Origin of the sequence: Pseudoalteromonas apostichopi (assembly GCF_030297135.1) — a bacterium.
GTDB lineage: Bacteria > Pseudomonadota > Gammaproteobacteria > Enterobacterales > Alteromonadaceae > Pseudoalteromonas > Pseudoalteromonas apostichopi.
The window spans coordinates 426,663-450,030 of the sequence record NZ_AP028066.1 but is presented as its reverse complement, the minus strand read 5'-3'; the positions used below and the strand labels follow the sequence as shown (position 1 = coordinate 450,030).

The 23,368-nt window shown below is 41.2% G+C and carries 18 protein-coding genes; 11 read left to right on the top strand and 7 right to left on the bottom strand.

The features are described 5' to 3' along the window. Nucleotides 1–167: 167 nt before the first annotated feature. The 4 genes from QUE86_RS18020 to QUE86_RS18005 all read left to right on the top strand — a co-directional run bounded on the left by QUE86_RS18020 (nt 168) and on the right by QUE86_RS18005 (nt 3,894). Nucleotides 168–1,397, top strand: coding sequence for a phosphopentomutase (locus QUE86_RS18020; RefSeq protein ID WP_286260468.1), 1,230 nt, complete (start codon nt 168–170; stop codon nt 1,395–1,397). Continuing rightward, entirely contained in the window at nt 1,397–2,098 is a 702-nt protein-coding gene (gene deoD / locus QUE86_RS18015; protein WP_130052973.1) for a purine-nucleoside phosphorylase, read from the top strand. Before QUE86_RS18020 ends, deoD begins: the two co-directional genes overlap by 1 nt. A 211-nt stretch (nt 2,099–2,309) precedes the next feature. Further along, nucleotides 2,310–3,050 carry a ferredoxin--NADP reductase gene (locus QUE86_RS18010; RefSeq protein ID WP_130052972.1) on the top strand — a complete coding sequence of 247 codons (741 nt, stop codon included), beginning with the start codon at nt 2,310–2,312 and terminating at the stop codon, nt 3,048–3,050. Nucleotides 3,051–3,120: 70 nt separating this feature from the next. Beyond that, the gene (locus QUE86_RS18005; RefSeq protein WP_286260829.1) at nt 3,121–3,894 is read left to right on the top strand and encodes a nuclear transport factor 2 family protein; all 774 of its coding nucleotides are present in this window, start codon (nt 3,121–3,123) and stop codon (nt 3,892–3,894) included. A 188-nt stretch (nt 3,895–4,082) separates the two neighbouring features. On the opposite strand, the gene QUE86_RS18000 is transcribed toward QUE86_RS18005, so the two are convergent. Continuing rightward, a complete protein-coding gene (locus QUE86_RS18000; protein ID WP_130052970.1) occupies nt 4,083–4,973 on the bottom strand; it encodes a tetratricopeptide repeat protein in 891 nt (296 codons plus the stop codon). A 271-nt stretch (nt 4,974–5,244) separates the two neighbouring features. On the opposite strand from QUE86_RS18000, the gene QUE86_RS17995 reads away from it, so the two are divergent. Further along, nucleotides 5,245–6,618, top strand: coding sequence for a GAF domain-containing sensor histidine kinase (locus QUE86_RS17995; RefSeq protein WP_286260828.1), 1,374 nt, complete (start codon nt 5,245–5,247; stop codon nt 6,616–6,618). A gap of 63 nt (nt 6,619–6,681) precedes the next feature. On the opposite strand, the gene QUE86_RS17990 is transcribed toward QUE86_RS17995, so the two are convergent. Then, on the bottom strand, nt 6,682–6,939 hold the full coding sequence (locus QUE86_RS17990) for a hypothetical protein (protein WP_256854099.1): 258 nt from the start codon (nt 6,937–6,939) through the stop codon (nt 6,682–6,684). A 261-nt stretch (nt 6,940–7,200) separates the two neighbouring features. Here QUE86_RS17990 and katG point away from each other — a divergent pair, with 261 nt between their 5' ends. Next, nucleotides 7,201–9,378, top strand: coding sequence for a catalase/peroxidase HPI (gene katG / locus QUE86_RS17985; RefSeq protein ID WP_256854098.1), 2,178 nt, complete (start codon nt 7,201–7,203; stop codon nt 9,376–9,378). Between the two features lie 316 nt (nt 9,379–9,694). Here the strand turns inward: katG and QUE86_RS17980 are convergent, their stop codons facing one another. Beyond that, on the bottom strand, nt 9,695–11,620 hold the full coding sequence (locus tag QUE86_RS17980) for a hypothetical protein (RefSeq protein WP_286260827.1): 1,926 nt from the start codon (nt 11,618–11,620) through the stop codon (nt 9,695–9,697). Between the two features lie 138 nt (nt 11,621–11,758). Continuing rightward, entirely contained in the window at nt 11,759–13,357 is a 1,599-nt protein-coding gene (locus QUE86_RS17975; protein ID WP_130052965.1) for an ABC-F family ATPase, read from the bottom strand. A gap of 505 nt (nt 13,358–13,862) precedes the next feature. Between QUE86_RS17975 and QUE86_RS17970 the strand changes: the two genes are divergently transcribed. Then, complete coding sequence (locus QUE86_RS17970; RefSeq protein WP_286260826.1) at nt 13,863–15,488, top strand: methyl-accepting chemotaxis protein; 1,626 nt, start codon at nt 13,863–13,865, stop codon at nt 15,486–15,488. A gap of 56 nt (nt 15,489–15,544) precedes the next feature. Here QUE86_RS17970 and QUE86_RS17965 read toward each other — a convergent pair whose 3' ends face one another. The 3 genes from QUE86_RS17965 to QUE86_RS17955 all read right to left on the bottom strand — a co-directional run bounded on the left by QUE86_RS17965 (nt 15,545) and on the right by QUE86_RS17955 (nt 18,361). After that, nucleotides 15,545–15,952 (bottom strand): type 2 periplasmic-binding domain-containing protein, encoded by a 408-nt coding sequence (locus QUE86_RS17965; protein ID WP_130053041.1) that lies wholly within the window; start codon nt 15,950–15,952, stop codon nt 15,545–15,547. 12 nt (nt 15,953–15,964) lie between these two features. Then, a complete protein-coding gene (locus tag QUE86_RS17960; RefSeq protein ID WP_130052963.1) occupies nt 15,965–17,110 on the bottom strand; it encodes a porin in 1,146 nt (381 codons plus the stop codon). A gap of 480 nt (nt 17,111–17,590) precedes the next feature. Next, complete coding sequence (locus QUE86_RS17955; protein WP_167657347.1) at nt 17,591–18,361, bottom strand: EAL domain-containing protein; 771 nt, start codon at nt 18,359–18,361, stop codon at nt 17,591–17,593. A 947-nt stretch (nt 18,362–19,308) separates the two neighbouring features. On the opposite strand from QUE86_RS17955, the gene QUE86_RS17950 reads away from it, so the two are divergent. The 4 genes from QUE86_RS17950 (at nt 19,309) to QUE86_RS17935 (ending at nt 23,140) form a co-directional block, all read left to right on the top strand. Then, on the top strand, nt 19,309–20,328 hold the full coding sequence (locus tag QUE86_RS17950; RefSeq protein ID WP_286260824.1) for a hypothetical protein: 1,020 nt from the start codon (nt 19,309–19,311) through the stop codon (nt 20,326–20,328). Beyond that, entirely contained in the window at nt 20,328–20,669 is a 342-nt protein-coding gene (locus QUE86_RS17945) for a hypothetical protein (protein WP_286260823.1), read from the top strand. The genes QUE86_RS17950 and QUE86_RS17945 overlap by 1 nt, the downstream gene beginning before the upstream one ends. Before the next feature lie 552 nt (nt 20,670–21,221). Further along, nucleotides 21,222–21,818, top strand: a complete 597-nt coding sequence (locus QUE86_RS17940) for a class I SAM-dependent methyltransferase (protein WP_286260822.1) — start codon at nt 21,222–21,224, stop codon at nt 21,816–21,818. Between the two features lie 239 nt (nt 21,819–22,057). Beyond that, a complete protein-coding gene (locus tag QUE86_RS17935) occupies nt 22,058–23,140 on the top strand; it encodes an HNH endonuclease (protein WP_286260821.1) in 1,083 nt (360 codons plus the stop codon). Nucleotides 23,141–23,368 lie beyond the last annotated feature (228 nt).

Genomic DNA, 23,368 nt, shown 5'->3' with positions numbered 1-23,368 from the left:
AAACATTGTTAGGTAGATCACAATAGCAAAAAAGACACGATTAATCTCTTTTGCTTCGCTTAGGGATGCAAATTTATAATGTTTCTGTTTTATGAAACAGGACTTATGTCCTGTACCAAAAATTCGAAGAGCATATAAAGTATTCACATATTGATAACGAGGTACCCATGGCAAGAGCACTCATCTTAATGGCAGATAGCCTAGGAATAGGCGCAGCACCTGACGCAGAGAAGTTTGGTGATGTAGGCGCAAATACTTTTGCTCATTTACTTAAAGCCTATGCAGAAGAAACTGGTGAGCATTTATCGCTGCCCAATCTTACCCGTCTAGGTTTAGCTGATGCATGCGAAGCCGCAGGTAAAGAACCTTGTTTAGTAAGTGACCGCCAAGCACCTACTGGCGCGTGGGGTTACGCTAAAGAGTTATCAAGTGGTAAAGACACACCTTCTGGACATTGGGAAATGGCCGGTGTACCTGTGTTGTTTGATTGGGGTTATTTTCCAAATACACAGCCGTGTTTTCCACAAGAATTTGTTGATGAGCTTATTGCTCGCGCAGGTATTCCAGGCATCTTAGGTAACTGCTATGCCTCAGGAACGACCATTTTAGAACAACTAGGTGAAGAGCACATGCAAACTGGCATGCCAATTTGCTACACCTCAGTTGATAGCGTGTTTCAAATAGCCGCGCACGAAGAATCATTTGGACTGGAGAAACTTTATCAGGTTTGCGAAATCGCACGGGCGCTGCTTGATGAAATGAACATAGGAAGAGTGATTGCGCGGCCATTTTTGGGTTCGAGCAGCGATGATTTTGCCCGTACAGGTAATCGTCGTGACTACTCGGTGCTTCCACCGTCGCCAACTTTGCTAGATAAATTATCGCAAGACGGTGGTGAAGTGATCAGTATCGGTAAAATTTCCGATATTTATGCGCACCAAGGCATCACCCAAAAACACAAAGCGCCAGGGCTGATGAACTTACTTGAGAAAACCTCAGAAGTTATCGCAAGTGCACCTGATCATAGTTTGATTTTTACAAATTTAGTTGATTTTGATGAAAAGTACGGTCATCGCCGTAATGCAGTTGGCTACGCTAAAGCATTAAAAGAGTTTGATGATTATCTGCCGACCATTTTAAATCAGCTAAATAGCGATGATGTGTTAATCATTACCGCCGATCACGGATGTGATCCAACAGCAGCAGGCACTGACCATACACGTGAATACGTGCCAGTACTTGCTTTCCAACCGGGAATGACAAACACCCCGCTTGGAGAACGAGCTAGTTTTGCAGACATAGGTCAAACCCTTGCCCAGTGGTTTAATCTTCCTGCACTTGAATACGGTGATAGCTTTAACGACAAGCTATTAGCGAACAAAAAAGGAAACCAATAATGAGTACTCCTCATATCAGCGCCGATGTAGGCGAATTTGCAGAAACGGTATTAATGCCGGGTGATCCGCTTCGCGCTCAATACATTGCTGAAAACTTTTTAGATGACGCAAAACAAGTAACAGGCGTTCGTAATATGTATGGTTTTACCGGTACCTACAAAGGTAAACCAGTAAGTATTATGGGCTCTGGGATGGGTATTCCATCAATGTCAATTTATGCCCGTGAATTGATCGTTAGTTACGGCGTTAAAAATCTAATTCGTATTGGTACCTGTGGTGGTATTGGTAGCGATATCAAAATCCGTGACGTTATCTTTGCACAAGGTGCAAGTACTGATTCAAACGTAAACCGTGCGCGCGTTCGTGGTTACGACTTTGCCGCAATTGCTGATTTTGGTTTATTACTAAATGGTGTAAACGCAGCAAAAGAATTAGGTATTGAAGCGAAGGTAGGTAATGTATTTACAACAGATACATTCTATCAAGCAGATAACACTTTTTATCAAGAATTAGACAAGCTAGGCGTACTTGCTGTTGATATGGAAACAGCTGGCATGTACGGCGTAGCCGCTGAATACGGCGCAAAAGCGATGGCACTATTTACTGTAAGTGACCACGTAATCACTGGTGAAGCAACACCAAGTGAAGAGCGTCAAAGCACTTTTAACGAAATGGTTAAAATTGCTTTAGAATCAATTTAAATAAGTTCCTTGGTAACGTATTCACTGAAATTTGGAAACACGCCCAAAGTGAAGTGAGACTAACCTCAAAGCCGCATTTATGCGGCTTTTTTTATAGCTGCCTGTTTACCTCGCGTAAAATCCTGCTCGCAACTTGCAACCGCCCCTTAAAACTTGAAAATTCAACTAATTGTTGCCACTTTTAATAGAGGAACAACAATTGAGGATGTGTATGTCTAATTGGGTTGAAGCTAAGGTTAAAGACGTTAAATGGTGGACTGAGTCATTATTTAGCTTAATCGTTAATGCCGATGTTGAGCCATTTACGGCAGGGCAGTTTACTAAGTTAGCTATGCAAGTGGGTGATAAACGTGTTGCACGCGCATATTCTTATGTGAATGCGCCTAATAATCCCGATCTTGAGTTTTATCTTATTAACGTCAAAGACGGCCAACTTTCTCAGCAGCTAGCACAATTAAAACCAGGTGACTCAGTTACAATTGAACGTCGCGCCACAGGTTTTTTTACCCTTGATGAAGTACCTGGCAGCGAACAACTTTATATGCTGAGTACTGGTACAGCGCTTGGACCTTTTATTTCAATATTAGAGCAGGGTGAAGTGTGGCAAAAATTTGAGCATGTTCACCTAGTGCATGGTGTTCGTTTTAACGAGGACTTAAGCTATCAAGAGCGTATTAAAGCGCTTCAGCAACAGTACCCGAACCTTTACTATTCACCCGTAGTCAGCCGAGAGTCAGCCGAAGTAGGTTTTAATGGTCGGATCACAGATGTAATTAAAGACCATCGTTTGTTTGATGTAATAGGGCATCCTACTGTACCTGATACCGCACAGTTTATGATTTGCGGTAATCCAAAAATGGTAAAAGACACCACAGCTATTTTATTAGAGCTGGGTTTTAGCCGCAACAGACGCCGCGAACCTGGGCAGATAACAGTAGAGCAATATTGGTAAAAAACTATGCCAAGCAGTCATAATTTGCTACCTTAGCGCCTCAATCAGGCATGATGCATTTAGGAAAACTATGAAACCGTTATTTTTTGCAATCAGTTTATTATTCTCTTGGCAGTCAATTGCAAGTGACGAAACAGTAGAGCAAGTCCAACCTCAAACTAGCAATGAACAAAAAGCCGAAAAGAAGGACGTACCTAGCTTAGAGTTTATTGAAGAAAAGCCTGCAACAGAACAAAAATCAGCGTCTGAAACTGAAACAGCGAAAGCAACAGCCGAAAAAACTCAAAGCAGCGATGAGCAAAAAGCCACTGCAGAAGCTTTAAAGGCGGTTGCAGAAGTTGATGACAGCAAAGTGCTAGGCACGCAAACTCCCGCACCTGCAGAGCAACCAAAAACAGTTGCTGAAAAACAGCAAGCAGTTGCAGAAGCTGAAAAAGCCGTTAACCAAGCTAAAGAAGCCCTTACAGCTAAGCAGCAAGAAAAAGCGCGTCAGTCACGTGAATCGATGGCGGTGATTGAACAGCTGATTGCAGCTTATAATGCACGAAACATCGATGCATTCATTAAGATGTATGACGAAAACGTAGAGTTTTATACATTCCCGAATGAGTTGATGTTTAAAGGTAAAGAAAAGCTTATTGCTCGATATGGCATCATGTTTAAAAAGCTAAAGTGCATTAAGTCATCACCAATTAAACGCATTGTGCTTGGCAACATCGTGATTGATCATGAACTCTCTGAAACATGTTCACAAGACCCCAAAGTCGTCGACAAGCGTTCTGAGTTTGTCACCAGCTACAAAATAGAGAACGGCAAAATAACCAAAGTGTTATTCTTCCGTTAGAAAAAGAGCAGCCCAGCTGCTCTTTTTTTATGGGTGAAAGTTAGTTGAATTCAAGTTACAAGGGGAAAGGCGAAAGTTACGAGGTACTAGGTAGCAGCGATTTTACATCGCGTCCCAGCGCCTAGGACCTAGAACCTAAACCCTAGCGCCTATGACGCGGGATAAACCCGCTGCTACATGGGTTTCGGCTAAGCCATTTCGTTTAACAACGAATTAAAGCTGTCGTTGTCGTGCAGGCTGGCAAAAGCGCTTTCGTGTAATAGCTCGTTACGAAGGTTTGGAGAATACTCAAGTGCCATGCGAATGTCTGCCATTGCATCAGCATGTTTATGCAGTAATGCATACGCACAAGCACGTTGCCAGTAGGCATAGCCGTAGTCACTATCAATTTCTAGCGCTTGATTACAAAGTTCAATGGCTTCACCTGTTTCGTTAATTTCTAATAGCGCATCCGCTTTATAGGCAATTGCTTCAACGTCTTCAGGTTTACGCTTTAATATTTCGTCAAAAATCTCGATCTTATTCGCAACATCGCTTTCTAAGTTGGCACGCATCCATAAAGAATGAACTTCGTTAGTGATCGAGATCTTTTGTTGGTTTAATAAGATCTCTTCAGATCGCTCACGTAACTTTTCTTCAAGTACTTTCAAGCGATCTTCGTATTCTTGTGTAATCGCACTAACACGTGTGTTTACAATGTCTTCTACTTTGTTTTTTACGTCACGGAGGGAATTCCAACCAACCAACACCAAAATTGAAGCTGTAATAGTAATAATGAAAAACACATTATTAATGGTGTCTGTTGTATAAGTAATCGCACGATCTGCGGTATCAAGTTGAGTATGAGCCACTTGCTTAGTTACGTCTTCGCGTAATTTTTGCTGGTCTTGGCGCACTGCTTTTAATTCATCAAGAATATAACGCTCTAACAATGGCTTATACATTGGTTCTTGAAGCTTATCGAGAGCTTGTTGCTGCTCAACATCGGTTAACGCAGGGCGGTTTTCAGGTTCATTTTGAGCAACTGCAAAAGTGCTAAAGCTCATTAAAAATGTGATTAAAATTAAGGTATAACGCATGAGATATTAATTTTTGATGATTTCTAAGGTAACTGTAACATGCGTTAGCACTGTGGACTAGGCAAAAAAAAACCAGCTCGGGGGAGAGCTGGCCAAACTGCTTAAACAACATAAAGTCGTAAAGGGTATTAACAGGAGTTGGGTACAATATACTCTTATTTATCTGAACAACTACTTAATACTAAATGAGTTTTTAAAAACTTATATTCATTCTGTCAGATTTATAATGTTCGTCTAGACTTAAAGTGTCGTAAAACTAAAAGGTGAGAGTATGCGCCAACAACTAGTCCAACTGCTGTATGGAGTATCAATTTCTTCCGATCTTGACAGTGGCAATGTTGAATTAGCTGAACGCTTAATTCTGAATGCGGTACTAGATGGCCTTGAAATTGGCAGAGCAGGGATATGGTTGTTAAATGCCGAAAATACCGCGATTGAGTGCCGATTACTACTTGATAGAGAAAACGGCAAAGAAATTCAAATGTTAGTATTGCCTCGTGATGCATATCCAGCTTATTTCAAAGCACTCGATACCCAGCGTACTATCACCGCAGAGGATGCTCATACTGACCCTGCCACCTTTGAGTTTAGTGAAAGCTACTTAAAACCACTTAATATTGGCGCTATGTTAGATGCACCAATTCGCTATAAAGGTAAAATGATCGGGATATTTTGCTGTGAGCATATAGGTGGACCAAGGCAATGGACAGAAGATGAATGCTCCTTTATTGGTGCATTAGCTGACTTATATGGCAGAGCACTCTCAGCACAAGAGAATGAACGCATGAATGCTGAGCTTGAACGTGCTAATCTGCATTTAGAGCAACGTGTTGCAGAGCGTACTCGTACCCTTGAAAAAACCTTATCTGAGCTTACTGCAATGCAAGAAAAACTAATTGAAGCCGAAAAAATGGCGTCACTTGGTAATCTCGTGGCGGGCATTGCTCATGAGGTAAATACGCCTATTGGCATCGCTGTAACAGCAAATAGCTCGGCTAAGGACAAGCTAAATAGCCTTAATCGACTTATAGAGGCAAATACGCTAACAAAAGCGGCCTTACTTGAGGGTATGAATCATTTAAACGAGTGCATCAAAATTTCCTTTGCGAATCTTGAGCGAGCTGCAAAGCTCATTAGTGATTTTAAGCAAACGGCGGTTGATCAATCATCACTCAATTTACTCGAAACGAATATTAAAGACTATTTTGAAAACATTTTACACAGTCTAATGCCACTAACCCGCAGTAATAATGTTGAAGTGAACATTGACTGCGTTGATGATTTTTCGCTCATTACCGTTCCGGGAGCCCTTAGCCAAATATTCTTAAATCTTGTGAATAACAGCTGTGTTCATGGGTTTATAGGGCGTGAGCAAAATCGAATCGATATTACTGTAAGCATTGATGATGACACCCACAGCTACACAGTCACCTACAAAGACAATGGTCATGGCATGAGTGAAGATGTAATGCATAAAGTGTTCGAACCATTTTTTACTACTAAACGTGGTAGTGGCGGTAGTGGTTTGGGTATGTCGATAGTTTATAACCTTGCAACCCAAGCACTGCAAGGTGAGGTGAGCATTGATAGCATGCCTGATCATGGTGTTACGCTAACCTTTAAATTGCCGCAAAAACTCGCATAACTAATTAATATTCATACAAATTGAAGGCTAAATAATCTGGTGACTGGGTAATAAAATTAAAAATTAATCAGTTTGCTTAGCAAGACAAGAAATATCAGTGCATTTGTTGTCTTTACAAAATTGCTTAATACGCTTTTTAGAATATAAATAATTAATGCTGAAAGGCGTAATTAATAGTGCTATCCAAAACAATGCAGAGCTTCTGAAAATTAGCCCCACAAGCGACGCCACCACAAATCCCGATAACATCAAAATAGGTAAATGGGCGATAAAAAAGTTAATACTTATCTGTCTAGCAACTTCAGGATTAATTGTTTTCATAAGGGCTACTCGCTGTAAAAAATACCCTTATAAAATGGACGCTTTAATAAAATGAATCAAATCAAATTTTCCTATCGGTGCAATCGATTTAAAACCATCTTTTGCGTCTAGCTTTATTTAAATACAACTCCTATAGTTTCAAACAACAGGAACTTATTCGCTATTAGTTATTCATAACTAGTAGAAAATCTCTCTTTATGACGAAAGAGATAAAAGTAATTTCTAGCGTTTCGTCATATTTTAGCTTTTTAGGAGCACGCAATGAGTAATGGAAAAACGGGCGGGTGCCCGGTAATGCATGGTAGTAATACTGTCACAGCTCAATCGAACACTGACTGGTGGCCAAACGCACTTAATTTCGACATTCTTCATCAACACGACAGCAAAACGAACCCTTACGGCAAAGACTTTAATTACGCAGAAGCATTCAAATCACTAGACCTTGAAGCCGTTAAAACCGATTTAAAAAACCTAATGACCGAAAGCCAAGAATGGTGGCCAGCCGATTGGGGTCATTACGGTGGTTTGATGATCCGAATGGCGTGGCACTCAGCAGGTTCATATCGTTTAGAAGATGGCCGTGGTGGCGGTGGTACAGGTAACCAACGGTTTGCACCGTTAAACTCATGGCCAGACAACGCTAACCTAGATAAAGCTCGACGATTACTTTGGCCAATTAAAAAGAAATACGGTAACAAGCTTTCTTGGGCCGACTTAATTATCTTAGCTGGTAATATGGCTTACGAATCAATGGGTTTAAAAACCTTCGGTTTTGCAGGTGGCCGCGAAGATATTTGGCACCCAGAAAAAGATGTTTACTGGGGCGCTGAAAAAGAGTGGTTAGCACCAAGTGATGGGCGTTATTCAAATGTAGCCAAGCCAGATACCATGGAAAATCCATTGGCAGCGGTACAAATGGGCTTAATTTATGTTAATCCTGAAGGGGTGAATGGTAATCCAGACCCGCTTAAAACTGCTGAGCAAGTTCGCGAAACATTTGCCCGCATGGCAATGGATGACGAAGAAACAGCTGCGCTGACAGTTGGCGGTCACACTGTGGGTAAAACCCATGGTAATGGTAGCGAAGAAAACGTTGGTCCAGAACCAGAAGCGGCCGATGTGTTTGAGCAGGGTTTAGGTTGGAACAACCATAATTCACGTGGTATTGGTCGCGACACCATGACCTCAGGTATTGAAGGTGCGTGGACAACTCACCCAACAAAATGGGATAACGGTTATTGCTACTTGCTGCTTAACTACGACTGGGAGCTTAAGAAAAGCCCTGCGGGTGCGTGGCAGTGGGAGCCAATTGATATTAAAGAAGAAGACAAACCAGTTGATGTTGAAGATCCATCAATTCGTCTAAATCCTATTATGACCGACGCCGATATGGCGATGAAGATGGACCCAACTTATCGTAAGATCATTGAGCGTTTTAACGATGATTTTGAATACTTTAGTGATGTGTTTGCTCGTGCTTGGTTTAAACTAACGCACCGTGACTTAGGTCCAAAATCACGTTATTTAGGTGCTGATGTACCAAGCGAAGATCTGATCTGGCAAGATCCGATCCCAGCGGTAGATTACACCTTATCAGACAGCGAAATTAGTGAACTTAAAACTAAGCTACTTAACTGTGGTGTAAGCCAAGCAGAATTAATTGCAACAGCATGGGATAGCGCCCGTACTTATCGTGGCTCAGACCATCGCGGTGGTGCAAACGGTGCACGTATTCGCCTCGCGCCGCAAAAAGATTGGCAGGGCAATGAACCAAAGCGTTTAGCTAAAGTATTAAGCGCACTTGAGTCAGTACAAGCGGGTTTAAGTAAACCAGTAAGCCTAGCTGATTTAATTGTACTTGGTGGGTCAGCTGCTGTTGAACAAGCCGCGAAAGCCGCGGGCGTTGATATAACAGTCCCATTTGCGCCTGGTCGTGGTGATGCCACAGACGAAATGACAGATGCTGACTCGTTTGACGTACTTGAGCCAATTCATGATGGTTTCCGTAACTGGCTCAAAGAAGAGTACACAGTATCAGCAGAGGAGCTAATGTTAGAGCGTTCGCAATTAATGGGCTTAACAGCACCAGAAATGACCGCTCTTGTCGGTGGCATGCGTGTTCTAGGTACTAATCATAATGGTACTTTACACGGTGTATTTACAGATAACGTAGGCACATTAAGTACCGACTTTTTCGTGAACCTAACCGACATGGCTTATACTTGGAAGCCAATAGCGAAAGGCTATTACGACATCATTGAGCGCAGTACTGGTGTAACTAAGTGGACAGCAACGCGCGTTGATTTAGTATTTGGATCAAACTCAATCCTTCGCTCATACGCAGAGTTTTATGCACAAGACGATAACAACGAACGTTTTGTAAAAGACTTTGTCGACGCATGGGTGAAAGTAATGAACGCCGACCGTTTCGATATTTAACTTAAAATTCCGTTAAGTACAAAGGCCACACAGCTGAACTGTGTGGCCTTTTTTATTTAAAGAAGTTAGCGAGTTACAAGGGGAAAGGGGAAAGTTACGAGGGGAAAGAGTAAAGTTACGAAATGCGAGATGCGAGGGGAAAGTTGCGAGATGTAGGAGGCGTTTTAACGCCGAACAAGTAGCAGCGATTTTACATCGCGCCCTAGCGCCTAGAACCTAAAGCCTAGCGCCAAGGACGCGGGATAAACCCGCTGCTACATGTAGGCGTGAAACTTGTTTCGCGCGTCTGACTGAAGGCTGATAGCTGAAAGCGCTTTTACTTCTCAATACCTAACCAATAACTGTTTTGGTATATGTTTTCTTCAACTTCTTTATCGCTGTAGTTATAGATACGTTGCCAAAACAGGCGGTCGAAAATGAATTTATCTGCATCTTTATGAATAATTTTAAAATTAATTAAAGAAGCATATAAATTTTCATCATCGCCTAACACATCATCCTTACAGCTAGAGTAATCAACTGCACTTGGGCACTGAGACATCATTGCAAAACTAATACTGTTATCAGCTTCAAATTGCCAATAGGTATTTGGCGTAAAGTTAGCTCTGTTTTCAAGGCCATATTGATCAGCATAATAAAAGCTGCCTTTACCATCATCATTTATAAACCAGTATGTTTTCAGGTTGCCGCTGGTGTAGCCTTGACGTAAGTAGCTAAATAGGTGCTTATAGTCATCAAGAGTGATGGTTGAATCATCAATCACTTCCATGAATTCATACCCTAAGCGAGCCTGACGCTCTTCTTTATTTCGCTCGCGCACCATGAGTGTTTTACCATCAGGCAGAGTGAAAAATTGTAAGCTGGTATCTAGGCCATTGCCGGTTACCTTAACGGTTTCGCCATTATTGTCTAAGTTGTAATGCCACTTGAACGAGTCAGTACTTCTTGGCGTATTGAATGTTACCGTTGCAGTGTTGGCTGCTGTGATGGTGAAAAATGTTGGTAAATAACGAATCGTTAACCCTTCGCCTGTATCTGAATTTTTATTATTTAAGCGACCAGTATATGTTTTACCCACTTTAAGATCAGGAACCGCAATAGGTGTCAGTTTTTGTAATGCAACAACCGATGTTTGCACCTTCATAGCTTCAGTTAGCTCTTCTGACTCAACAATATTCGCAGCGTCAGCTTCATCATGATAGCTAAGAACATGTTGTAGTTTTAGCACCGCAAAATCATCGAATTGCGCAACAACTTCGGCATTAACGAGGTTAAGGTCAAACTCTACATTCACCTCGTAGCCTTCTTTATTTAGCTGATTTGCATAGGTGTTCGTAAGAAATTTGTCGCCATTAATCGTTAACGTTTTACCTTGTAAGGTCGCCGAAAACTCTGCATAAGGGAATGATGTGGTACTGCCTGAAGCCGTCGGAATATAGCTTGCTATCGATACTTCAAAATAGCTCTCTTCACCTTCGGTATTTAAATGATTCACCGTGTGAAAAGTAGTGTGATCCATATCAGCATAATACGCAGAGCTAAGCTCTGTATTGGATTTATAAAGGGTAACTACTTCGCCTTTATCGGTTGAAACATTAAAAAGCTCAACACGAATAGCATCATCGCGCTTAGCCAACACTTCCATTTCAAGAAGAGCTTGTTGATTACACTCATGCAAGCAATCAATCGCTTGGGTATTTAACGCAATCACATCAGGATTTGACCATTCAAAACGACTTAACCCACCGTTTTGAGCAATCACCCCGGCATCTTCAGTAGCAAATGCCAGCTTTACGCTACCATCGCTTGATTGCCAATTACCCATCACTTCGCTATTGCTAAGCTCAATCGGTTGCCATGCTGCACGGTTTTCGGCAACATTAACGGTTAGGGTATATTGGTTACTTGCTTTACCATCAGAGACTTCCACAGTAAAAGCATGGCTAGCTACTTCGAATAGGCTTGGCTGTGCACTAAAAGTTACTTGATTACTGCTGGTGGTTACATTTAGCCACTCTGGCTTATCAATAATCGTTGTAGTAACACTGTCGTTTTGCTCATCTTTTAAATCAACAACTAAATTAGCTGATTCAAGTGCTTTAGTAGAGAGAGTGAGCGAGCCAGAAAGCGTCGGTGCAGTATTTTGCTCTACTTTTACATCAGGCGTTTTATCTGTTGATGAACCGCCACCACAGGCTGTTAGAGCCAGAGTCAGTGCCGATACGCTGAGGAGCTTTTTCATTTAGGTCCCTTAAATTTATTGTTCTATTGAAGTCAAAGAAATTTAAGTTACCTAAAATGGGTAATTCAGTAAAGTGAATATGTAACTGAACGTAAACAAAAAAGGTGAGCTAACTTGCTCACCTTTTCGAAGAAGGGGTTATTGCGCTTGTTGCGCAACATGGTCCATATATTCGTCAAACGTGCCCTGAAAATCGATAAGTTGTTGGTCTTTAATATCGATGATACGAGTCGCTAATGAAGATACAAACTCACGGTCGTGGCTCACAAAAATCAGCGTGCCTTGGTAATCTTTTAATGCGTTATTGAGTGCTTCTATTGCTTCCATATCCATGTGGTTGGTTGGCTCGTCCATAATTAGCACATTGATGTCTTGCATCATTAACTTACCAAACAATAGACGGTTCTTTTCACCACCCGAGCAGTTACGCGCTTTTTTGTTGGCGTCATCTGCGGTAAATAGTAAACGGCCTAACATAGCGCGTACCATTAAATCGTTGTGCTTAGCTGTGCGCCACTGCGACATCCAATCGAATAGGGTTAAGTCGTTATCAAAGTCTTTGCTGCTGTCTTGCGGACAATAACCAATGCTGGCATTTTCAGACCACTTAACTATGCCTTCGTTGCTTTGTAATTCATTCACTAGGCAACGAAGTAGGGTGGTTTTACCAACACCGTTTTCACCAATAACCGCAAGCTTAGCGCCAGCTTCAAGTAATAACTCACCACCACTGAACAGGGTTTCACCATCAAAGCCATGACCTAATTTAGTTAGCTCTAACGCTTGGCGATACATCTTTTTGCCTTCATCAAAACGTAGTGATGGACTAATACGACTTGATGCTTTTACTTCATCAAGTTTAATTTTATCCATGCGCTTAGCACGAGAGCTAGCTAGTTTTGCTTTTGATGCATTAGCACCAAAGCGGTTTACGAACTCTTGTAGTTCGTCTATTTCAGCGCTCTTCTTTGCGTTTTCAGCAAGGAGTTGTTCACGCTGCAAGCTTGAAGCTTCGATCCACTTTTCGTAGTTACCAGGGTAAATTCTAAGCTCACCGTAGTCGATATCGGCCATGTGAGTACATACCGAGTTTAAGAAGTGACGGTCGTGCGAGATGATAATCATCGTACACTTACGCTGGTTAAGCTCGTTAGCTAGCCAAGTAATGGTATGAATGTCGAGGTTATTGGTTGGTTCATCAAGTAGCAAAATATCAGGGTTTGCAAACAGTGCCTGTGCTAATAACACACGTAGTTTCCAACCCGGCGCAACGTTTGCCATTAAACCATAATGAAACTCTTGTTCTATGCCCGCTTGGAGCAAAATTTCTTCTGCACGGCTTTCTGCTGTGTAGCCATCCATTTCAGCAAAAATGCTTTCAAGCTCAGCTACTTTCATACCGTCTTCTTCACTCATTTCTGGTAGTGAATAGATACGGTCGCGTTCTTGTTTAACTTTCCAAAGTTCTGCATCACCCATGATCACTGCATCAACCACTGTGTATTGCTCAAACGCAAACTGGTCTTGACTTAGCGTACCTAGCTTTAAACCCGGAGCAATTGACACATTGCCAGAGGTTGGAACAAGCGCACCGCTTAAAATTTTCATAAAGGTTGATTTGCCGCAGCCATTTGCGCCAATTAAACCGTAGCGATTACCGTTACCAAACTTAGCTGAAATGTTCTCAAAAAGGGGCTCTGCACCAAATTGCATGGTGATATTTGCGGTTGAAATCAACGAATTGTTCCTAGAAAAATACTGACAGGGTTATGGGCGCAGCAACTGCGAAAATAAACAAGCAATAGGGTAAATAATAGGCCGCGGATTATACAGATCAGCCCCAAAGAACGCTATTAAAAAGAAGAAAGTTACGAAAATGAAGTTCGTAGGACTGGCTTTAGCCGGGAAGTGTCTTAAGTTACGAGGGGAAAGAGTAAAGGGGAAAGTTGCTAGATAAGAGATGCGAGGTAGTAGCGATTTCACATCGCGTCCCAGCGCCTAGAACCTAGCGCCCAAAACCTAGCACCTATGTTTCATTCGTAGGCGTGAAACTTGTTTCGCGCGTCTAAGAGCTGAAGGCTTAAAGCTCTTATTTATTTTTGGTTCGGCACTGAAGTACCTCCTACAAGACCTCCTACAAATGAAACAAATATAAAAAAAACCTGAAAATATATAAATATAGTTAATACTTTAGGGAAATCGGGCGATAATACTAAGTAATATGACAGTAGAGGTGGATTCAATGTCTGCAGGTATTTCTTTCAATAACTTGAGCATTACAAAAAAAATACACGCCATAACATGCATTGCTATAACGGCATTCGTGATCATAGTAGTAACTAATTTTATAGCGATGAATGACAACAAAATCTCGCTCGACGAGCTAGAGAAATCGTCATATCAGGTAGTTAAACTTACATCTGCAAACGTTGCGCTACTTGAAAAACTAGATGAGTTATACACTCAAGCGGTCACGTTTGGTGAATCAGACTTAGTTGATAGTGCTGCGCAAACGTATAAAACGATTAATGAAAATCTACAAAATATCATCAGCATTAACGACAGCTATGTGCATGCCGATACCAAAAAACAATTAGAGCTTTACGCACAAACTTCGTCGAGCATTGCAACCTCAATGATCGATGGTACTGCCGATTTCAGTAAAATTCAGCAGCAAGCACAGCAAAAAACACAGCAATATGATGCTGTACTAGCTGGCTTTAAACAAGCACAAACTCGCGCAGATGATCGTTTTTTTGAACTGGTTCAAGCAACTAAAGCACGTTCAGATAACGCACTTAATTTAATGCTTGTAGTGTCTGTTGTATCGCTGATCTTACTAATTGTTACCTCTATTTGGATTGCTCGTGGAATTGGCTCATCAGCAAGTGCTGCAGCAAACAACTTACGTCTATTAGCAGATGGTAAAGGGTCGTTAAGCACGCAACTTGAAGTACATGCAAAAGATGAGATTGGTCAGGTATCGATTAACTTCAACGCGTTTATTCAATTGTTAAAAGCTGCGGTACTTGAAGTAATAGCGGTTTGTGAACCATTAATGGAGAACTCAACGCGACTAGTGCAAGGTATGGAGCGAGCTGAACGCGCGACAACTAAACAAACATCAGATGCTGATATTGTTAAGCAGTCGATGGAAGAAATGCGTCAAAGTGTTGCTGATATCTCTCATTCGGCGGCAAACGCATCACAAGCTGCGCAAACAGCCGAGCGAGAGGTTGAGCAGAGTAAAACGCAAATACAGCGCTCTGTAACCGAATCTCGCACATTGAGTGAAGAAATAAATCAAGCTTCATCAACGATTAATCAACTAGCTAATGACACCAAAAATGTGACGCAAATCTTAAATGTGATCACCTCAATTGCCGAACAAACTAATTTACTAGCGCTAAACGCGGCTATTGAAGCCGCGCGTGCAGGTGAACAAGGACGGGGCTTTGCGGTTGTTGCAGATGAAGTGCGTGAACTGGCTTCTAGAACATCGCATTCAACAAACGAGATCAGAGAGCTACTTTCTACCTTAACAACTGCGGCAAGTGATGCTGTAAATGCGATGAATTCAGCACGAGACATGGCTACAAATAATGCAGAGGCTGCTGAAAGTACTGGGCAGTCTATTGATAAGATTTCTGAACAGATCTTAGAAATTAACGGTATGAACTCACAAATTGCAGCAGCAACTGAAGAGCAAACATCGGTTGCGAGCATGGTAGTCGAAAATGTGTCGAACATGCATATGTCATTTGAAGAAACGATGGACTCATTGTCGGCGGTACGTGATGTCGCGAAGAATCTTCATTACTTATCTGATTCACTACTCGACGCCACTGCAAAATTTAAAGTTGAGTAATTTAAGCGAATAAAAAACCAGGCAATGCCTGGTTTTTTATTATCAGGAGTTGGTACTTAAAAAGTACCAACCACTTTTACTTTGTCTGTGACTTTTGCAGCATCAATATAACCAATGGCGTCGCTGTTGGTAGCAACAAAGTCAATAACAGCTTGATCGTTGCCAAGTTTTTCAGGTGGAGTGCCTTTGCCTGTAAATACCAGTTTTGACCAATAAGCGTTTAGCTGGCTGCTCGACTTGCCAACCACCTTATCGTTAAACTCATCGCTTACGCTGTTGCCGTCTTGGTTTACCGGGTTTACTTTCGTGCCATCATCAAACGATTTTGCTTTACCGAGGTAAATCTTTTTGATTGTACCTTCATCAATAGCATTGCCATTTGCAGGGTTCACAATTACAGCAACGTCAGCAAAAGCTGCGTGCGAACATAAGGTGACCGCTGTAGCGATTAATAATTTTTTCATCATGAACTCCAATTAAAAAACTAAATCAACAGCAACAGCAACAACGTCGGTTTCTGTATCTGAAATGTCATCTTTAAAGCGACTGAAATCCACTTTTAAAGCGGCTGATGGGTGGAAGTCATAACGAGTACCAATGGTATACACATTGCTTTTCGCTTTTACGCCCTCAAGAACCTGATTAATACCGGCATTTAAAGCAGGTACTGTAGGTAGTGCGTTATAGCGGTTGCTATCGTGTTTGTCGTCGTTATTTTCGTAAGTTAAGTGCACAATCCACTCATCCATACGGTAACCAACAGATGTATAGTATTGAGTTTGTTTAGCAAGAGCGCTGTTTTCTACTTCAAACTCAGTGTATTCAGCGTCAAACAGAATGTTGTTGTAATCAATCGAAAAGCCCACTGCGAAGAAAGAGCCATCATCTTCGTCTACAGCAATATCATCTGCTTGATCAACAAAACCTGCGGCTCTCAGTGTTTGCTCTAGGCCATTAAGCGCAATACCCGCGTCAGTGTCGTTTTCAATGGCAATGCTTGTATCTGCTACAAAATATGCAGCACGGGCGCTGAACCAGTCATAGCTCATCGTCCAGTTAATACCTGCAATATCGTTAAGTTCTGTATCGCCATTAACAGATACCACTGCAATATTGCCATCGAAGCTACCGTAGATAACTTGGACTGTTGAGTCCCAATCGCCTAATTGCGTATTGTGTAAAAGGCTAATACCTTCATACGTTGAAAATGGTAAGTTATAAACAGACTGTGGCGGACGAACCCAACGGTAAGTGTAACCAACATCTAAAAAGTCTGAATAGCGATAAAAAGGAACGCGTAATTTACCCGCACTGACTTGTAGCTCATCAGTAAACTCATAGGTTAAATAAGCCCATTCAAACTCAGCATCAAAATCATCACTGCCACGAGCCACAATTTGTGCTGTAGCGCTTAGCTTTTCTTGTAAGTCAGCGGAGAGCTGTAATGCGAACATACTTTCGTTTTTAAACGAAATATCATCATCGTAACCATAGAGGGTTGCGTTGTCGTCAAGGGCTTTACCGCCGACAATTGAAGCGAAGCCGTTTATGCGAACTTCTGCCATTGTGTTTGCAGACACAAAAGCAGCACATAGAGCCAATGCAATAGGAAGTTTTTTCATTGTGTATCCCTAGTATTTAGTATGGAAATGTTGATTTCACTTAATATTATAGTCGTGCGTAGCGAAATGGGCGACACAAGTTACAGATAATTTGTAACTACATCAACGAATAAGTCGCTATTTTTACTAAAAAAGGGACTAAAAGTGGATAAAGTTGCGAGTTTCAAGTTACAAGAGGGGAATGAGTAAAGTTACGAGATTCGAGGTAGCAGCGATTTTACATCGTGTCCTAGCGCCTAGCGCCCAAAACCTAATGTTTCTCGCGTAGGACTGGCTTTAGCCGGGAAATGCCTTAAGTTAGCAAGTTACAAGGGGAAAGAGTAAAGTTACGAGATTCGAGGTAGCAGCGATTTTACATCGCGTCCTAGAGCCTAGCACCTAATGACGTGGGATAAACCCGCTGCTACATGTAGGCGTGAAACTTGTTTCACGCGTCTGAAAGCTCTTGCTTTGTCGCAACTCGATTCTCGTTGTGCTTACTTACTCAAACTTACTAAAATCAACTTCTGGCAAGCTCTCAAACCCCGGGCGGGCGAAGAAATACCCTTGCATCAAACTTACGCCGGCTTGGCGTAACCATTGATATTCTTCAACTGTTTCAATCCCCTCGGCAAGGGCGGTTATGTTGAGTTCTTCAAACATAGCAATACAATGATTAACAATAACTTGGCGCGCTTTATTAAGGTGAATATCACGAATTAATTCCATATCCAGTTTAATAATATTGCTCTGAAAATCAGCCAATAAGTTTAAACCCGAATACCCAGAACCAAAGTCGTCGGTTGCGGTAATAAATCCGAGTGATTGGTAATATTCGATCACACGTTTGATATGTGTACTGTCTTCAACTTGCTCAACCTCGGTAAACTCAAACATAATTTGTTCTACCGGAAAGCCATATTGTTTAGCAGCTTCAAGGGTTGTTCTAATACAGCGCTCAGGCTTGTAAATCGCGTTAGGTAAAAAGTTAATACTCAAAATCGAATCAAGCTTCAGCTTAGCTGCAAGCGAAATCGCTTTAATGCGACAAAGCTGGTCGAAGGTATAGCGGTTCTCATCGTTAACTTGTGAGATAACAGAATAAGCCGACTCATTATTAGGCCCTCTAACCAAAGCCTCATAGCCAAAAATATGTTTATCGGTGCAATCAATAATTGGCTGAAAAGCCATTGTAAAATCAAAGCCAAGTTCTAAATTGTCTTTACAGTTATTGCAACCAGTAGGCTGGCAATGAGTTTGCTTGTCGTGCATGCTTACCTCAGACTAAAGTCTTCTTAATACATAATAGTGCTAGTAAATTGCCAATTGTGCAATGTTGTTGAGTTAAAAGTATAAAACTATAGGGAAAATATGTAGCTGCCGTTTTACACAGTTCAAACAGGCATTTATTCATTGTTGGTTCTTTATTCACAAAGAGAAGTGAATGAGAAAACAATGAGTGTCAGAAAAAGACTACTACTTGTTTTGTAATCTCTAAAGCGAAGCGTCTCATAATCTCTTTGTGAGAGTGGTTTTTCTCTGTGTAGCGCGAAGCGCCTCGGTGTCCTCTATGGTTCAAATATCTTTTTGCATAATGAACAGTGAATGAGAATACAATGAGGATTTTTCGTGTTTACTGTCCGTATGTTTTCATAGACCTACTAGATCTTTTTCTAACCACAGAGGACACAGAGAGCACAGAGGAAGATAAGAAGATATTAAAGTGTACTTTCTCTAAAGCGAAGCGTCTCATAATCTCTTTGTGAGAGTGGTTCTTCTCTGTGCAGCGCGAAGCGCCTCTGTGTCCTCCGTGGTTCCAATACTTTTATTCACAAAGAGAAGTGATGAGAAGACAATGAGGATTTTTCGTGTTTACTGTCCGTATGTTTTCATAGACCTACTAGATCTTTTTCTAACCACAGAGGACACAGAGAGCACAGAGGAAGATAAGAGTCTATTAAAGTGTACTGCTCTAAAGCGAAGCGTCTCTTTATCCTCTTTGTAAGAGTGGTTTTTCTCTGTGTAGCGCAGTGCCCCTCGGTGCCTTCTGTGGTTCCAAAATCTTTATTCACAATGAGAAGTGAACGAGAAGACCATTAACTATTAGCTAAAACCATTTACCACATAACATGTACCCATTTTATTTATTCATCATTGACTCACTACAGTGATAAAGATAACCTTCAAATAAGGATGATTAATTAGTATGGATACTACTTATGGCATTAGAAATTAGAATTTGTATTGATTCAGTAACCGCTGAATTTGTGAAATGTAAAGAAGATAAAGAAGACACCTTTACAAAAGACAATAACCATATAAAAAACCAAGTTATCACTTCAGGCACACCTTATATATGGCGAAGAGAATACTCAGACTCTTACACTTCACCTACAAATGAACAACAAAGTATAGTTCGTCAATTTGATTTATTACCTGCGCAATCCCGCCGAAACATTGCGTACATGCTTCGCGATTTTGGCAGTGAAACGCTTATGGCAATCTCTGATTTTCAAAATCAAGTTATGCCATTTTTGTCTGAAAACACACATGGAATTGTTGGGTCTGGAGCAACATCAATAGAGGCTCGTAGTTCAAAGTTCGCCAATTATGCCAACAAATATGAAGCCGCTTTAAGAGATATTCGTATGGCTCATAAATCAGGAATGCCCAAGTATCACATGGTTGCATTAGAACAAAAGGCATTCAGTATATTCAAAGAGCTTAACGGTCAGTTTCGTACAGAACTGCAACGTTTTATGAGTGTAAACCGTGCAAGCCGTCGAGGCTCGGTTTGGTCTAATCCGAATCGAGGAATCAATATAGCTAAATCTGCAAGGCACTCTGCCAAGCTCGATATAAGTAGCACCGCTGAATTCAATAAAATTAAGCGAATAGAGAATACCGGACGATGGCTTGGCAATGGCATGATTTTACTTGATGGTGCATTTAGAGCGAACAAGGTTTACAACGACTATAAAAACAATAAGGACTGGCAACGAAGTTTATCAACAGAGCTAGCTAGTTTTGGGGCTTCAACAGCATTAGGTATTTACACAGGTACAGTTTTAACAACTGCACTTAGCTCAGTTTTAATACTTACACCTTATGGTTGGGTTGTTGCAATTGGCTTGAGTGTAATTGCTGGATTAACTGCAAGCATACAAATGAACAAATTCTCTAAGAAAGTTTCTGAAAACATCTATGATAGGAAACCTATACTTGAAGGTGCATTTTAATGCCTTTATCTCATTTTGCTGGATACTCTTTACTGATATTTACAGTAGTTACTTTTGTTTCAGGCGTGCTGTTTTATAGAGTGTCAGTTAAGCATATAGATAAGCATATGGAAAAAGACGGTGTATCTCCGCCTGGTTGGGATAAAGGTATCGGCGCAAGCGTTTCATTTTATATATTTGCTATGTTTTTTGAGCGTTCAAGAATCCCAACGCCACTATTTGATGGTCGTTTTGTAGCAAAGTACGCAAGGCCTATCGATAAAGTTATTGGAGCTGCGCACTTAATCTCGGTCTTTGGGGCGATTATTTGTTTATGTATCGTTTCTTATTATCAAAAATAGATAATTTGAAAAAATCTTGATAAGAATTCTTATAGTAAATGAAGCGCCTCGGTGTCCTCTATGGTTCAAATATCTTTTTGCACAAAGAGAAGTGAATGAGAAGACAATGAGGATTTAATGTACTTTCTCTAAAGCGAAGCGTCTCATAATCTCTTTGTGAGAGTGGTTCTTCTCTGTGCAGCGCGAAGCGCCTCTGTGTCCTCTGTGGTTCAAATATCTTTTTGCATAATGAACAGTGAATGAGAAGACAATGAGGATTTTTCGTGTTTACTGTCCGTATGTTTTCATAGACCTACTAGATCTTTTTCTAACCACAGAGGACACAGAGAGCACAGAGGAAGATAAGAAGATATTAAAGTGTACTGCTCTAAAGCGAAGCGTCTCTTATCCTCTTTGTGAGTATTATTTCTTCTATACAGCGCTTCGTTACTTACGCTTGAATATATAAAAATTTCCCGCTAAAAATACTTAAAATCAATTTGATATCTTTTTAGTACCTAGCTTTAATGATATTTTAGCGCCAAGCAATCTTGCCAATATAAAGGAAGTAAAATGGCATCCAAAACCGTCGAATACTACAACCAAAATGCACAAGCATTTGTAGATGCCACACTCGATGTAGACCTCAATGAACTTTACGACGAATTCTTACCGCTGATCCCAAAAAAAGGCGCTTTACTTGATGCCGGTTGTGGCTCTGGCCGCGATGCTTTCATCTTTAAAGAGCGTGGTTATAGCGTAGATGCATTCGATATCAGCCCAGCTATGGCAAAGCTGGCGTCAGAATACTTAAACCAAGACGTTGCAGTAAGCAGTTTTCAAGAGCTAAACGACGTTGCCAAATACGACGGCATTTGGTGCTGCGCAAGCCTTATTCACGTAGCAAAAAACGACTTAACCGAAGCATTCAATAACCTTGCCCGAGCATTAAAGCCACAAGGCATCGTGTATGTATCGTTTAAATACGGCGACGGCGAGCGCGAACACAATGGTCGTGAATTTACCGACCTAAACGAACAAGCCCTTGAGAGCATTATTAAAGGCACCGACCTGTTTATCCTCAAGTCATGGCAAAGCGCCGACCAACGCCCAGAGCGCGCCACAGAAACATGGCTAAACGCCATTCTGCATAGAAGAACGATGAAGTAGTTTAATGCGGTATAGCAGGTTATACCGCAATTCTCCCAATATTGTATGGGTTTTAAAGAGTAGCTCTACCTAAAATCCTATATTTGCAATTGCTTTTCATGCTAGATTGTTCCTAAACTAAATAGCCAATATTCAAGCCACAACAATGCGTTATGAGCATTAATGGCAAATAAGTCGGCGTAAACAGGGAACAGTTCATGAACTTTAATGCACTTTTCAAAAGTACATACAAGGCTTGATTGATGATGGTCATGCAGCAGCAACTCGATTTTATTGCATACATTCAGCGCATGCTGGTGGAAGGCGATTTTAGTGCGACATATAAGTTTGCACTATTGCATGCGTTGGCTGATGTTTGTGTTGAGCAGCCAATGATGTATGAAGCTAGCGAGTTAAACATTGATCTTGCTAAGCTTGCTGAAAAGTTAATAGAGCTTTATTGGCACCATGCAGTGCCATTCTCTTCTGCTCATAGTGATGAAAGTGCTTTACTAAAACAAAATTCGGGGGCGCAATCAAAAGTAATAGCGGTGCTATATGAGTGCCAGCAAAACAATATTCGTAGCTTACGCCAGCTCAAATTAAGCCCTTACTGGCACACTACTTACAAAGCAGCTTTAGATACTTTAAAAACAGGCCCGTTGTGGCGCTTACAAATTCTCGCCAAACAAGAAGAGTGCTTTTTATACCCACACACAAAAGGCAAAAGCTATATCACTCTAAATGCAGGCATAGCCGCTTGTTTTAGACGCTTTTACGATTTAGTTGTCTATTTAGCTAAAAATGCATGGCTACAAAAGATTCAAAGCATTAAGCACAATCAAGCACTTATTGGCCCGCAAAGCCAACTGCATGACTTTTTATTTGGTTTCGACCGCGCAGCACTTAACAAAGCAAAACCAGTTTTAGTCGAAATACAAAAAGGCCAGTGTTTTTATTGTCAAAAGCCACTCACTAGCGCGATAGAAGTTGATCACTTTATTCCATTTGCCCGCTACGCTAACGATTTAGGCCATAATTTTGTTGCTGCCCATAGAAGTTGTAATAACAGCAAACGCGACTTTTTAGCAGCCCAGCTGCACCGTGAACGTTGGCAAGATCAAAACCTAGATCGTCACAGCCAGCTACTCACTGATGAACTAACTCGCTATTTTCATTGTGATGTAGACAAATCCCTTGCAGTAAGCAACTGGGCATACCAAGTTGCCAGCAGCAATGGCGCTAAACTCTGGCTAGCAAAGGATAGGTTCGAGTTGGCGGGAAGTAAAAATGTCCACGCGTTAGATCTAGTCGCGCAGACAAAGTACAAATATGATTCTTAATGAGCTTAGGGTTAACCTACAGCCAACTTCTCTGCCTCATGTCACATTTCACTTAGCATGGGGCTTACAAACTCCCAAGTAATATTCATTGGCTGGCTGCCGCTGTGGCTTTGATATTTAACCTCGCCATAGTTCACAAATCCCATGGTTCGGCCGTTTTCATCTTTGCTTTGTTCACGTACAAACAGCAAGACTGTTTTATGTGGTACTAAATGGAAAAATGTTTAT

Excerpts from the sequence above, each read along its gene's own strand:
- QUE86_RS18020 (WP_286260468.1), top strand. The coding sequence starts at position 168 with ATGGCAAGAGCACTCATCTTAATGGCAGATAGCCTAGGAATAGGCGCA.
- deoD (WP_130052973.1), top strand. The coding sequence starts at position 1,397 with ATGAGTACTCCTCATATCAGCGCCGATGTAGGCGAATTTGCAGAAACG.
- QUE86_RS18010 (WP_130052972.1), top strand. The coding sequence starts at position 2,310 with ATGTCTAATTGGGTTGAAGCTAAGGTTAAAGACGTTAAATGGTGGACT.
- QUE86_RS18005 (WP_286260829.1), top strand. The coding sequence starts at position 3,121 with ATGAAACCGTTATTTTTTGCAATCAGTTTATTATTCTCTTGGCAGTCA.
- QUE86_RS18000 (WP_130052970.1), bottom strand. The coding sequence starts at position 4,973 with ATGCGTTATACCTTAATTTTAATCACATTTTTAATGAGCTTTAGCACT.
- QUE86_RS17995 (WP_286260828.1), top strand. The coding sequence starts at position 5,245 with ATGCGCCAACAACTAGTCCAACTGCTGTATGGAGTATCAATTTCTTCC.
- QUE86_RS17990 (WP_256854099.1), bottom strand. The coding sequence starts at position 6,939 with ATGAAAACAATTAATCCTGAAGTTGCTAGACAGATAAGTATTAACTTT.
- katG (WP_256854098.1), top strand. The coding sequence starts at position 7,201 with ATGAGTAATGGAAAAACGGGCGGGTGCCCGGTAATGCATGGTAGTAAT.
- QUE86_RS17980 (WP_286260827.1), bottom strand. The coding sequence starts at position 11,620 with ATGAAAAAGCTCCTCAGCGTATCGGCACTGACTCTGGCTCTAACAGCC.
- QUE86_RS17970 (WP_286260826.1), top strand. The coding sequence starts at position 13,863 with ATGTCTGCAGGTATTTCTTTCAATAACTTGAGCATTACAAAAAAAATA.
- QUE86_RS17965 (WP_130053041.1), bottom strand. The coding sequence starts at position 15,952 with ATGAAAAAATTATTAATCGCTACAGCGGTCACCTTATGTTCGCACGCA.
- QUE86_RS17960 (WP_130052963.1), bottom strand. The coding sequence starts at position 17,110 with ATGAAAAAACTTCCTATTGCATTGGCTCTATGTGCTGCTTTTGTGTCT.
- QUE86_RS17955 (WP_167657347.1), bottom strand. The coding sequence starts at position 18,361 with ATGCACGACAAGCAAACTCATTGCCAGCCTACTGGTTGCAATAACTGT.
- QUE86_RS17950 (WP_286260824.1), top strand. The coding sequence starts at position 19,309 with ATGGCATTAGAAATTAGAATTTGTATTGATTCAGTAACCGCTGAATTT.
- QUE86_RS17945 (WP_286260823.1), top strand. The coding sequence starts at position 20,328 with ATGCCTTTATCTCATTTTGCTGGATACTCTTTACTGATATTTACAGTA.
- QUE86_RS17940 (WP_286260822.1), top strand. The coding sequence starts at position 21,222 with ATGGCATCCAAAACCGTCGAATACTACAACCAAAATGCACAAGCATTT.